The organism is Laspinema sp. D2d (assembly GCF_025370755.1).
In the GTDB taxonomy this organism is placed as follows: Bacteria; Cyanobacteriota; Cyanobacteriia; order Cyanobacteriales; family Laspinemataceae; genus Laspinema.
Genome location: NZ_JAMXFC010000010.1, coordinates 1 through 12915, shown reverse-complemented (window position 1 = coordinate 12915; position 12915 = coordinate 1). Strand labels below are relative to the sequence as shown.

General features: G+C 46.8%; 10 protein-coding genes. 6 read left to right on the top strand and 4 right to left on the bottom strand.

All coding sequences use genetic code 11. The features are described 5' to 3' along the window. Window positions 1–80 precede the first annotated feature (80 nt). On the top strand, window positions 81–1418 hold the full coding sequence (locus NG796_RS09115) for an ATP-binding protein (protein WP_261205850.1): 1338 nt from the start codon (window positions 81–83) through the stop codon (window positions 1416–1418). Between the two features lie 223 nt (window positions 1419–1641). On the opposite strand, the gene hisA is transcribed toward NG796_RS09115, so the two are convergent. Then, complete coding sequence (gene hisA / locus NG796_RS09110) at window positions 1642–2415, bottom strand: 1-(5-phosphoribosyl)-5-[(5-phosphoribosylamino)methylideneamino]imidazole-4-carboxamide isomerase (protein WP_261205845.1); 774 nt, start codon at window positions 2413–2415, stop codon at window positions 1642–1644. A gap of 346 nt (window positions 2416–2761) precedes the next feature. Here hisA and NG796_RS09105 point away from each other — a divergent pair, with 346 nt between their 5' ends. From NG796_RS09105 to NG796_RS09085, 5 genes are all read left to right on the top strand, one after another. Beyond that, complete coding sequence (locus tag NG796_RS09105; RefSeq protein WP_261205842.1) at window positions 2762–4225, top strand: GH25 family lysozyme; 1464 nt, start codon at window positions 2762–2764, stop codon at window positions 4223–4225. A 303-nt stretch (window positions 4226–4528) separates the two neighbouring features. After that, entirely contained in the window at window positions 4529–6973 is a 2445-nt protein-coding gene (locus tag NG796_RS09100) for a dynamin-like GTPase family protein (RefSeq protein ID WP_261205828.1), read from the top strand. A gap of 106 nt (window positions 6974–7079) precedes the next feature. Continuing rightward, the gene (locus NG796_RS09095) at window positions 7080–7448 is read left to right on the top strand and encodes a KGK domain-containing protein (protein WP_261205820.1); all 369 of its coding nucleotides are present in this window, start codon (window positions 7080–7082) and stop codon (window positions 7446–7448) included. A 186-nt stretch (window positions 7449–7634) separates the two neighbouring features. Next, window positions 7635–7880, top strand: a complete 246-nt coding sequence (locus tag NG796_RS09090; RefSeq protein ID WP_261205813.1) for an HNH endonuclease — start codon at window positions 7635–7637, stop codon at window positions 7878–7880. 151 nt (window positions 7881–8031) lie between these two features. Further along, window positions 8032–8700 carry a helix-turn-helix transcriptional regulator gene (locus NG796_RS09085; protein WP_261205811.1) on the top strand — a complete coding sequence of 223 codons (669 nt, stop codon included), beginning with the start codon at window positions 8032–8034 and terminating at the stop codon, window positions 8698–8700. Between the two features lie 23 nt (window positions 8701–8723). On the opposite strand, the gene sppA is transcribed toward NG796_RS09085, so the two are convergent. The 3 genes from sppA to pyrR form a co-directional block, all read right to left on the bottom strand. Beyond that, entirely contained in the window at window positions 8724–10553 is a 1830-nt protein-coding gene (gene sppA, locus NG796_RS09080; RefSeq protein ID WP_261205804.1) for a signal peptide peptidase SppA, read from the bottom strand. A 204-nt stretch (window positions 10554–10757) separates the two neighbouring features. Then, entirely contained in the window at window positions 10758–11834 is a 1077-nt protein-coding gene (gene fni, locus NG796_RS09075; protein WP_261205796.1) for a type 2 isopentenyl-diphosphate Delta-isomerase, read from the bottom strand. Window positions 11835–12132: 298 nt separating this feature from the next. Beyond that, window positions 12133–12672: a bifunctional pyr operon transcriptional regulator/uracil phosphoribosyltransferase PyrR gene (gene pyrR, locus NG796_RS09070; protein ID WP_261205784.1), complete on the bottom strand. Its 540-nt coding sequence runs from the start codon at window positions 12670–12672 to the stop codon at window positions 12133–12135. Between the last annotated feature and the right edge of the window lie 243 nt (window positions 12673–12915).

Here is a 12915-nt window from a genome sequence, read left to right as displayed (position 1 = left end):
ATGAATTGGTCTGTTGAGTGGATGTATGGGCAATTTGCTATTATCCTAAAATGAGGACTGAAACAGACTAGAGAAATACAATGGACAATTTTACCGGACAAATTGACCAAGCTAGAGTGCGTTTAGAGCAAATGCAACAACTGGCTCAGGGTTCTCCCTCTCCTCCACCGGACTTGTTAAAAGAGGTGTTTGGCGAACTTTCCAAGGCATTGGAAGAATTGCACGTTGCTACGGAAGAGCTTCAGGAGCAAAATCAACAACTGCTCTCGACTCGGGAACAAGTAGAAATACAGCGGGAGCGCTATCAACAGTTATTTGAAGAAGCACCGGACCCTTATTTAATCACAAATGCGGTGGGGGTGATTGAAGAAGCGAATGCAGCAGCGGAACAGTTATTTAACTTACATCGACCCTTTGTGATAGATAAACCCCTAGCAGTTTTTGTGAAACTGGAGGAACGGAGTGCCTTTCGGACCCAACTTGACCAACTCCGAACCGTAGGAAGGTTAACGGAATGGGAAATACAAATGCTCCCGCGCGATCGCGAGTCATTTCCCGCTGCAATTTCTGTTTCTCCCGTTCAGGATATCCACGGAAATTCTAGTGGGTTTCGCTGGTTAATTCGCGATATTAGTGAGTTAAAAGAAGCTGAAAAAAATCGCCAAGAATTGGCAATACAGCGAGAATTACATCGAGTTAAGTCTCGATTTATCCAAATCCTGTCCCATGAATTTCGCACCCCACTCAATACCATTCATCTATGTACCCAACTCCTAGAACGCTATAGTGATGGAGTAAAACAGTCTAAACGAACACCAATTTTTGAAAAAATTCGCTATACCCTTAAGCAAATTACCCTACTTTTAGATGATATTTTAATTTTTAATGGAGATAAAGATTCTTGTGCTACTCAATTTTCACAGCTTAATTTAAAACAATTTTGTTTAAAATTAATAGAAGAATATAAGCTGCTTTATACACCCGGAGAGCGCTCTATTGATTTTCAAGTGAGTGGAGACTATCATGCAGTAAATATTAATACTAAATTACTAAAACATAGTATCAGAAATATTCTTTCTAATTGCTTTAAATTTACTCCAGAATTCAGCAAAATAGACATATTTATCCAGTGTAAAAATACGGAAGTAGTCTTTACCTTTCGAGATCGGGGCCTCGGAATTCCCGCAGAAGATCTCCCGCGCCTCTTTGAAATCTTTTATCGAGGCAGTAATGTCGCCGATGTTCCTGGGTCGGGTTTAGGATTGGCGATCGTCAAAAAATCTGTAGACTTGCTTTCCGGGGAAATCTCCGTAGAGAGTACCATCGGGGTTGGTACAACTTTAATCATTACCCTCCCCACCACCCCAAGCTCAAAATCCTTACCGTTACAAAAGAGCGTCCCTTCAACCGGAGAATAGAGTAAACTTCAGAAAGCAAGAGGGTTGCTAGATACTTAGTGAATAATATTATTTATTTTTTTATATTTTGTTGCTTGTTCATAAAAACCTAACCCCCCAACCCCTTTCCCTGCAAGGGAAGGGGGAGAAGAGAATTTTTTAGGGTTAATCCATCGGACTTGATATAACGACTGAAACTGTTTCCATCCCTACATCCCCACTCGGGTGGGGATATGTGTTAATTTCAAGCAAACGTCGAGGAACCGAAATCCGGGGGCACATCCTGAATCCGTCCAGGACCGATCGCCTGAATTGCTTCTTTCAAGGAAACATCCCCCGTATAAAGCGATCGGCCAACAATCACACTATTGACCCCTAAAGGTTCCAGGGCCAGCAAACTCAGCAAGTCCGTCAGGGAACTCACACCACCAGAGGCCACAATGGGAATATCCACCGCCCCCGCCAGTTCTCGCAATGCGGCAATATTCGGTCCTGCTAATGTGCCATCGCGATGAATATCCGTATAGATAATGGCCGCCACGCCTAACGCTACCATTTGTTGTGCGAGTACCGTCGCTAACACTTCCGAAGTTTCCAACCAACCCCGGGTCGCAACTTTGCCATCACGCGCATCAATTCCGACTACAATGTGACCCGGAAATTCTTGAGCGAGTTGCTGGACAAGTTCCGGTTTTTCAACTGCCACAGTCCCGAGAATGGCGCGATCAATCCCGAGGGATAATAAATTGGCAACAGAGGCATAGTCTCGTAATCCCCCACCGACTTGGATTGGGACGGATACGGCGCGGGCGATCGCCTCAATGGTTGTCATATTACGCGGTTCCCCCGCTTTTGCCCCATCCAGGTCCACTAAATGCAAGCGCGTCGCACCTTCATCAACCCATTGTTTGGCAACCGCCACGGGGTCCTCATTAAACACATCTGAGCGATCGTAATCCCCCTGATACAGACGAACACAACGACCTTCTAATAAATCAATCGCTGGAATCACTTCCATAACCAATCTGACCTCAAATTTTACTCAATTACTATGGCACGGGATGGGATGAAAGTCATCGATTCCTGATCAAGTTAAATCCTGACCCTTTCCCGATCCAAGTCATCACCATCCGTATAGTTTAGCTATCACTCCAAGGGGGTATTTTCGGGGACGGGTAGGAGAAGCAGAAGCTTTTTCCTGTCTATCTTTCCCCTCTGCACAACCAGCGGCGATCGGCCCTCGTGCAGGGGCTAACACCCGAGGAATTGCCTCCTAATTGTATCAAACATCCGGTCACTTCCTTGAGAAGTTTTGCCGAAACAAAGCCACTCAGTTCCTCACTCTTTCAACAAGATCTACCATTATGTGTGCAAAAGGTATCGATGTTTCCGATTGGCAACACCCCGTAAATTGGAATTCCGTGGTTGGGGATGGCATGGGGTTTGCCTTTACCAAAGCAACCGAAGGCGCTACGTTTGTGGCCGATTCCTATCGCAGTAATTGGGCGGCCATCAAATCCGTAGGAATGGCACGGGGTGCTTATCACTTTTATCGGGCTAAACAAGACCCCAAAGCACAAGCGGATATTTTCCTCAAAACCGTGCAACTAGAAGCGAATGATTTGCCGCCGGTTCTGGATATTGAATCTACGGATGGAGTTGGCGCAAGTTCGATTATTCGGGATATTACGACTTGGATCGAAATTGTCGAGAAAGAAACCAAGCGTCGCCCCATTATTTACACTTTTCCCAGTTTTTGGGAACGGATTGGTAATCCTACAATTTTCAGCGATTATCCCCTATGGATTGCTCACTATCAGACCAACAATCCCTGGGTTCCTGGAGGGTGGGATGGTTGGACGTTTTGGCAATACACCGAAAGCGGTAGAGTCAGCGGAATTAACGGCGGTGTTGATGTCAACTGGTTTAATGTCTGTCGCCAAGGCGGGAAAGGCTCTCATGTTAAATATATCCAAATGTGTCTGCGGGATAAAGGATTTAATCCCGGGTCTACTGATGGGGTATTTGGGGCAACAATGCACTCAACGGTGATGGCATTTCAACGGGCGATGAATCTTACCGTGGATGGCATTGTGGGCGTTCAAACTTGGACCGCCTTGGTGAGTGCAATTAAACCCCCAACCCAAGTGCAACCGACGCCTCCCCCGGTTTATATTCCCACCCCAACACCGACGCCAACGCCCTCTCCTGTACCTAACCCGACGCCGATTCAGTCGGGACCAACTCCTGTAATTCGGTTGATTGATGTCTGTCGATTTTATCAAGGATTTTCCCATCAAAATCAAGCATTAGACTGGTTACAGGGTCAATTATCTCAGGCAAATTTACTAGAATTTGCCCGTCGCTGGCGGGGTCATGCCTCCGCATCCTCCCCGATTAATTTTGTGGATGTGGCAAAATTTTATCAAGGATTGCCGATGCAAGACCAGGCGATCTATTGGTTGCAGGGTCAGGTTTCCAGTGGGATTTTAAACGAATTTGCTCGGTGGTGGCGATCGGGGAATCAGCAAATGGCCGCTCAATCTACCAATATCGATTTAGTCGATGTTTGTAATTATTACCAAAGCTTGAGTAACCAAAAGCAAGCGCTTCAGTGGTTGCAAAGTCAGATTCCTAACAGTACCTTATCTGAGTTTTCTCGTCAATGGCGCAATCGGTCATCAGTTGCGGTTGCTGGGAATATTTCTTTGGTAGATGTCTGCCAATATTATCAGGGATTAAACCATCAACAACAGGCGATCAATTGGTTGCAACGCCAGATTCATAATTCGGTGTTGGATGAGTTTACCCGCAAGTGGCGCAGTTAATGGGTTTCTGGGGGTGAGAGCTTGAGACTATTAAATCATCCCTGAATTTAATTTAAACCGGCAAGAAATCGGGGCAACTGCTAAACAGTTGTCCCGATTTTTATGGAGAGGAAATGTCTATAAAAACCCGCAGGCGGAAGCCTGGGGCTATACGGACAAAGCCCGCCTGCGCGGGCTCATACATAAAGTCAACTTTGAACAACCGGATTTGATATAAATAGGATTTTCTACTCATTTTTCTGGGGAGTCAATTATGGGATACTAGGAGGATTCCATTTTAGTTGGGCTTTCTTCAAAACCGCTATGACTCAATTGCTGCCTCAGTGTCAACAGCTACAGAATCAGGTCGATCGCATCCTCGAATTGTTGCATCAAGAACCCGCGTTGCGACAACAAGATATCACCGCTGTCCAGTCCTCGTTGAAAAAGGCAATTGCCCCTAAGTTTGAAATTGTCTTTGCTGGGGCTTTTAGTGCAGGTAAATCCATGCTGATTAATGCCTTGTTAGAACGAGAATTGCTCTACAGTGCCGAAGGTCACGCCACGGGAACTGAGTGCTATATTGAATATGCCGAACCGGACCAAGGGCGAGTCGTTCTCACGTTTTTGAGTGGAATTGAGATTAAAGACCAAATCACCGCTTTATGTGAGCGTTTAGGCATCAAAGCAGCGACGAATATTAACGAACCAGAAGTCCTGAAACTGTTGCGGGAGATTGCTCAAACTATTCTCAATAAAGAAGGGGGTGAAAGTAAATCCCAATTAGCCAAACAAGCGAAGGCATTGATATTATTGCTGGATGGATTTGCAGAAAATAGCAGCCGCATTCATCCGGTGAATAATAACACATTTTCGATGGAACAATTTAACTTTTCTAACCTCAAAGAAGCCGCCAGCTATGCGCGGCGGGGTAGCAATAGTTCAGTGTTGAAACGGATTGAATATTACTGCTATCATCCATTGCTCAAAGATGGCAATGTGCTGATTGATTTACCGGGAATTGATGCGCCGGTAAAACGGGATGCGGAACTCACCTATCGCAAGATTGAAGACCCAGAAACCTCAGCGGTGGTATGTGTCCTCAAACCCGCTTCTGAAGGGGATATGACGACGGAAGAGACCGAGTTACTGGAAAAAATGCGGTCTAATCCCGGAATTCGCGATCGCGTCTTTTATGTTTTCAATCGCATTGACGAAACCTGGTATAATACCCAACTTCGACAACGCTTGGATGAGCTAATTGTCACCCAATTCCGAGATACCAAACGCCTCTATAAAACCAGTGGATTGCTGGGATTTTGGGGAAGTCAAATCAAACAAACCAGCGAACGCGATCGCTATGGATTAGATACCCTCTTTGCCGAAAGCGTCAAAAACACCAGCATCCAGGAAGACACCCCGCAATTTGTCAATGAATTTAACCGCTACTGCGCCAACTCTGGGAAACTCTCCCCCAGTCAATTTAAAATAGCGGTTTACAGCTACGAAACCCCCAATCAAAACTACGTCCGTATTCTCAATGAATGCGGAACATCCCTCCTGAATCAGCTTATTTCTGATAGCGGCATTGAAGAATTTCGCACCAGCATTACCAACTACCTAACCCAGGAAAAACGCCCCCTCCTCTTTAAAACCCTCGCTAATGACCTCCAGCCTATCTGCCTCCTATTAAGTCGCCATTATGTCCAACACTATCGGGACCTAGAGAGTCAACCCGTCAATATTGAAGGGTTAAAATTGCGGCGAATGGAACAACTAAACTATGACTTACGCCGCCTAGGAATGGCTTTAAATGACCATATTACCCAAGAAGTGAATGAAGTCGTAACCAATCAGTGCCTCACCTTTGAGGAAGACTTCCGCAAACTGAAAGTCCGCATGGTTTGCCGCATGGATGAACTGTTGAATACTTTTTCAGTAGAAGAAGCATATCGGCAAGCAACCCTCACCCATCCTCGTAACTCGACTGCACCATTACTGGCGATTTTAGTCGAGGCCTTCTATTACTTGTCCAATGAATTAGAGGCAGTTTTGGCCGAAGAATCCGAACGAACTATTGCCAACTACTTTGCCTATTTAATCGACCGAATTCGCCGTCAAGACTATTATCGAGAATTATGCCGATTAGTTGGGGGCGATGCTGGACTAGAACAGACCATTAAAAATCTACAAGTGCAAGTTCAGCAAGCAATTCGTGCGGCGGCAAGCACAGAATGCGATCGCTTTGTGCGGGAGAGTCCTCGCTTTTACGATGAAGGCACGTTTTCGATTTACCAATTCCGTAAAGTGCTGCAACAAACTTCTCAAAGTTTTGATTGTGCCAGCATGAAAGATGCGGAACCCGCTATTCGTCAGTTGTTAAAACTGGATTTTGAACCGAAGGTCAAACACACGATTCAAAGCACCTTCCGGCAAACGGTGAATCAAACCTTGAAAACTCATTTATTGCCGCTAGTCAAGCAGCAAGAGGAGATGATTCTGCAACAATACAACCGAGCGCGATCGCACCTAGAAAAAACCCTAGAACGGGAAGCACAGGAGCAACTTGAAAGCAATCAAATCCACTTGCAAGAAGTTCAAGATAAAATTGCCGATTATAACGAGGTAGTTTCTGGGATTAATAGCTGCTTACAGGCAATGCTTTTAGACCGCTATCAGTTACCCTTGGCTAATTTGCAAGAGGCGACAGAAGTGGAAATTGTTGAGGAGGAAGAGGGGGAATTATCAGAGGTGATGGAGATGATTTAACGCGATTAGTGTCAATAGGGTAGGATGTGTCTCGGCACATTTTATCCTATTGACAAGGTATTTCAAATGTTGTAATATAGGGAAAATCTGTTAAAAATTCAGTGCTATGAGTAGTAAATTTGAACCAGTCAATGATGAGGAAGTAGTATCTATACCTCAAGCCAATCAAAGAATACCCTCACTGAACCATCCCATGATTAAATTTGGGGATTTAAGAGGAGCATTAATAAAAGTAATAAAAGGCTATTTCCTGAGTGCGAGCAGCGATGCAGATGAAAAACTAAAATGGCTGGGAGATGGTGTCGATGTTGAAATTTTAAAATATGGTTCTCCAGGCTGGAAAAAAGGGAAACTAAGAATCAAAATTAACTTAGAATTTTGCCCAGACGAACCAGAACACCAACAAACATTGAATCAACGTGAAACCCGTGAATTTGAATCACCGCTTGATGAGATTAGGCGGATGCAGGGATGAGCCAAAAATTGCCTTATCATAGTACCAAAACCTATTAGGCGGCAGAGCCGCAAAATGCCCGTGTCACGGCAGAGCCATGACACGAGAATCTATTATATAATATTAGAATTCTCGTGACTTGGCTCTGCCGAGTCATGCACTATTGGAGGCTCTGCCTCCTGTGTATCTTTAATCTATTAAAAATCTATGCCTAAAACGCCTCGAATTCGTATTCCCGCAGCGGTTAGAGTGTATGTTTTGGAACGCGATCGCCATCAGTGTCAAAGTTGTGGCAAAACCGAACAAGAAAGCGAACTGAATATCGATCATATTATTCCCCTGGCAATGGGCGGATCCAATGATATCAGTAATCTGCAAACCCTTTGCCGTCCGTGCAATCAACGCAAAAGTGCTGACTTAGACCCTCGATTTCAGCGTCGGTTTGACTTATAATTGTTATAATTTGGATTTAAGGGAAGAATGGGGGGACCGGATGAGGGATGAAAGACAACCAGGGACCGTCTTTTGTTCTAATCAAATGCCTTCTGCCTGGATGCTTCCGCCTTCATGCTTCCGCTTTGATCCTTCATCTTTCCCATGTCCAATGACCGATGATAAACAAAAAGCAAAAGAGCAAATTCTCTACCTGTTAAAGATGCAAGGGGCCACCAGTGCGACGGACCTAGCAGAACAGTTAGAGGTGTCTCCGATGGCAATTCGGCAGCATTTACAGGCACTGCGGGGAGAGGGTTTGGTAGATTACTCGGAACAACGACGTCCGATCGGGCGACCTGTGAAGTTGTGGCAATTGACCGATCGCACCCTCAACCTATTTCCCAATACTCATGCCGATTTGATGGTCGAATTTCTGAATAGTTTTGAGTCGGTTTTAGGGGAAGCAGAATTAGAGAAAGTTTTAGCGGAACGCTCTCGGAGACAAATTCAAGGATATCGCGTTCAGTTTGCCACTTTAGAAGGGGATAACGCTCCAAATTCACGGGAATCCCGACTCGATCGCCAAGTGGAACGCCTTGCAGAAATTCGGACGAAGGAAGGATATATGGCAGAGGCGATCGCCCAACCGGATGGGTCCTGGTTATTCATTGAAAACCACTGTCCCATTGATGAAGCTGCGCGCACTTGTCGATTATTATGTCGGTCCGAATTGGAAGTTTTTAAAACCCTATTCGGACCAACCGTCACCATCGAACGAGTGGAACATATCATGGAAGGCGATCGGCGTTGTGCCTATAAAATCACCCGTAATTCCTAACCGCAACCCTACAGAACCTCATTTTAACGAATCTGGAAGGTAAAGGGTAGGCGAGTATAAGCATGGAATGGGTCATTCAAATTTTTGACCATTGAAACTTCCTCATAGAGTTGCTGTAATTGTGCGGTTAGGGGGTCGGGTTTCGGAGTGGGGACCAATGCTTTCAGGCGACTTCCTAGTAAGCGATCAATCAGGATTTGTTCAAATGTGCGAGTTTGGGGATATTCATTGACCTTCCAAGTATCACCCAGTTCTGCTAATTCCGCTGCGGCCAAAATTGCATCATTCAAACCGCCAATTTCATCCACTAATCCCAGTTTTTGTGCTTCTTGACCGGACCAAACTCGACCTTGAGCAATCTCACTTACCTTTTGCGCCGGTAGATTGCGAGACTCAACAATCAGGTTCAAGAATCGCGCATAAATGCGATCGACCATTTGCTGAATAATCGCCATTTCTTGGGCAGTTTTTGGGCGAGTAATGGTATCAATATCCGCATAAGGTCCGGTTTTCACTACATCCCAGGTAATCCCCTGCTGATTGCCCAAACCTTGTACATTGAGCAGCATTCCAAATACACCAATGGAACCCGTCACCGTATTCGGTTGAGCAAAAATTTTCGACCCATAGCTAGAAATCCAGTATCCACCGGAAGCGGCGACATTGCCCATTGAGACGACAATCGGTTTACTTTCAGCAATCAACTGGACCTCACGCTGAATCACTTCCGATGCCGTGGCAGAACCTCCGGGACTGTTCACCCGTAAGACAACCGCTTTAACATCCTCATTCCGGCGTAAGTCTCGCAATTCTTTAGCGAGGCGATCGCCTCCCACCTGAGTGGAACCGCCTTCCCCACTCACAATCTCACCATCGGCATAGACTATGGCAATTTCCGGGGCCGATCGCGCCTTATTCCCTTTTTGTTCCTCACTAACGGTCGCATACCGGGGTAAACTAATTTGCTCAAAGGTGCGGTCATCCTCTTTTTTACCCGTGAGTTCCTTCAGTTGTGCCACCACTTCATCAAAATAGGCGAGGCGATCGACAAATCCCTGTTGTTGTGCCTCCGTTGCCATCAGCATTCCCCGGGTATTCACCACCTGCTGCACCTGTTGCGCCGTAATCTTCTCACGGCGATCGATTGTTGCCAGAAAATCACTCCAGATATCACTCAGTAGTTTTTCCGTCTGTTGCCGACTTTCCGGGGAACTTTGGTTTAAGACAAAGGGTTCCACAGCGGATTTATACTTGCCGACCCGGGTCACCTGAACCCCGACGCCGTACTTCTGCAAACCTCCCGTCAAAAAAGTCGTCTCTGAACTCAACCCATTCATTTCGACCATTCCGAGAGGATTGAGGAGAATTTCGTCAGAAACCGAGGCGAGGTAATATTCCCCTTCATTCCAATCTTGGTCATAGGCAATAATGGTTTTACCGCTGTCCTGAAAGCGTTCCAGGGCCTCACGCACTTCCCGCAGGGTGGCAAATCCGTTATTGCCACCAAAAGAGGTAGAGTGGAGGTAGATCCCGAGAATGCGATCGTCCTCTCGGGCAGCATCAATAGTTTCTACCACTTGGCGCAAGGTCATTGTACTCGGTTCCGAGTCTTCTGAGAGGGTTCGGGATAATGCTTCGGCAGTGGTGGAGGTGGGTTGAGAATCGGTGATATTCATCGAAAGGTCAAACACCAACATGGAGTTATTTTCGACAGTCGGTCCCGCATCTTTTGAGGAAGTGGCGATCGTCCCGATCACAATCAAGAGTCCACCTAGACTCAGAACACCTAAAACGCCTAATCCGACAATCGTCCCGAGGATACTAGCAAAGGTGTATTTGAAAAAATCTCGCATTTTGCAACGGTCCTTTATGTTATCTGCGCTGCTTCCGGCGTCGGTGTTTTGAAAACAGACCCGAAGTTGCGATCGCTTATCTCTTCTATGTTAATCCTTCTCGGACGGTGATACAGGATTGGTTAGAAACCGGGTTTCTTTACCCGATTTTCGGACAAAGCAAGCTATTATTTCATGCAGAAACCCGGTGATCTTCCCTGTCGGTTATGGACGCCCTGGGGAATGTAAAGGTTGAAGGGCCTTAGACGCTTTGAGTTGGGTGAGGGTGGCATTGCCAGTACAGAACAGAACTGTAGAAATTTCTGCGAGTAAATGTTCCACCAGGGTCTGAATCGCCGCCTCGGATTCCGCTGCTGCTTGGAGAAAGGGCCATGCTAAACCCGCAAGGTCCGCACCCAAGGCGATCGCCTTCGCGACATCCAACCCTGTTCGCAATCCCCCCGAGGCAATTAAAGGAATCTCCGGGGCGATCGCCCGAATTGACGTGATACAATCCGCTGTAGGTAAACCCCACTCTGCAAAGGTTGTCCCTAATCGGCGTTGTCGGGAATCCTTCGCCCGTTCTCCTTCCACCTTCGCCCAAGAAGTCCCCCCAGTCCCGGCCACATCGACTGCCCCAACCCCTGCCTCAATCAATTTTTGGGCCATCTTTGCCGAAATACCATTGCCCACCTCTTTCGCAATCACCGGCACGGGTAATACATTGCATAATTCATGGATTTTGTCAAGCAATCCTCGAAAATTTTTATCTCCCCGGGTTTGAACCGCTTCTTGCAAGGGATTGAGGTGAAGAATTAACGCATCCGCTTCCAGCAAATCGACGGCCTTGCGACATTGATCCACCCCATAACCATAGTTCAATTGTACCGCCCCTAAATTCGCAAATAACAGGATATTCGGTGCCAGCGATCGCACCGCAAAGGTATCTCCCACCTCCGGTTTTTCCACCGCCACCCGCTGGGAACCCACCCCCATCGCAATCTGAAACTGTTCCGCCACCACCGCCAACCGAGAATTAATCCGCTTCGCCTCCTCAGTCCCCCCCGTCATCGAAGAAATCAACAAAGGAGCACCGAGGGATTTTCCTAGAAACCGCGTCGTCAGATCAATATCCTGCCAATCCAGTTCCGGCAAACAACAATGGGTGAATCGATAACGGTCCAAACCCGTCCCATTCAACCGAAATTGTACATCATCTTCTAGGCAGACCCGAATATGTTCCGCCTTCCGAGATTGGGTTTCTTCCCCAGAGTTTAAAGGTGAGTTAACCGTTGTTGACATTTCAGACAATTAGCCAGGATATAGAGACTCTGTAGATAGTTTCTCACGATTAGGGAGATTGGGGGGATGGGGAGGATGGGGGAGATGGGGGAGATGGGGGAGATAGGGGAGATAGGGAAGATGGGGGGGATGGGGGAGATAGGGGAGATAGGGTATAAGGATAGCAAGTCGTTACTACAAACTGTCGTTACTAATTCCTCCTCCCTATCCTCCCCATCCTCCCCATCCTCCCCATCCTCCCCATCCTCCCTATCCTCCCTATCCTCCCCATCTCCCCCATCTCCCCCATCTCCCTCAGTCAAATCACCTTAATCAGTTCCACCCGATCGCGATCGTCTACTTCATTGAAATAAACCTTAACCTGTTCCTCCTTGGCCGTGGGGAGGGTTTTGCCGATGAAATCGGGATGAATGGGAACCTCCCGATGACCGCGATCGACCAGAACTGCCAAGCGAATCAGAGAGGGTCTGCCATAATCGGCGATCGCATCCAAGGCAGCGCGAATCGTGCGACCCTTGAAAATCACATCATCCACCAACATCACCTCTTTCCCCGTCAAATCAAACGGCATTTCCGTTTTTGCCGGAGTTCGCATCCCCATATTGTCCAAATCATCTCGATAAAATGTAATATCTAAAGCACCGACTGGCACCTGAATCTGTTCTAGGAGTTCAATCTGACTCGCCAACAGATGGGCGAAGGGCACCCCTCGGGTGTAAATGCCGATCAGCACTAATTCTGACAAATCATTCGATCGTTCCACAATCTGGGACGCCAGTCGGGTTACAGTCCGCCGCAGTTCTTCTGCGGATAGGATTTCAATCACGTTAGCATTCATATCTAGTCTGAATGGGAGAATTTATTATTGATAGCGCAGATTGCAAGATTTGGTTAGAGGTTGCCGCAGATTTGGGACATTAGGAATCTAAAGGTCGTTGCACAAGGTATATCAATCCACTGAAGACCGACTTCAGTCATTACTACAAACACAGATAATTCCCCCCATCCTCCCCATCCTCCCCATCCTCCCCATCTCCCCCATCCTCCCCATCTCCCCCATCCTCCCCATCTCCCCCATCCT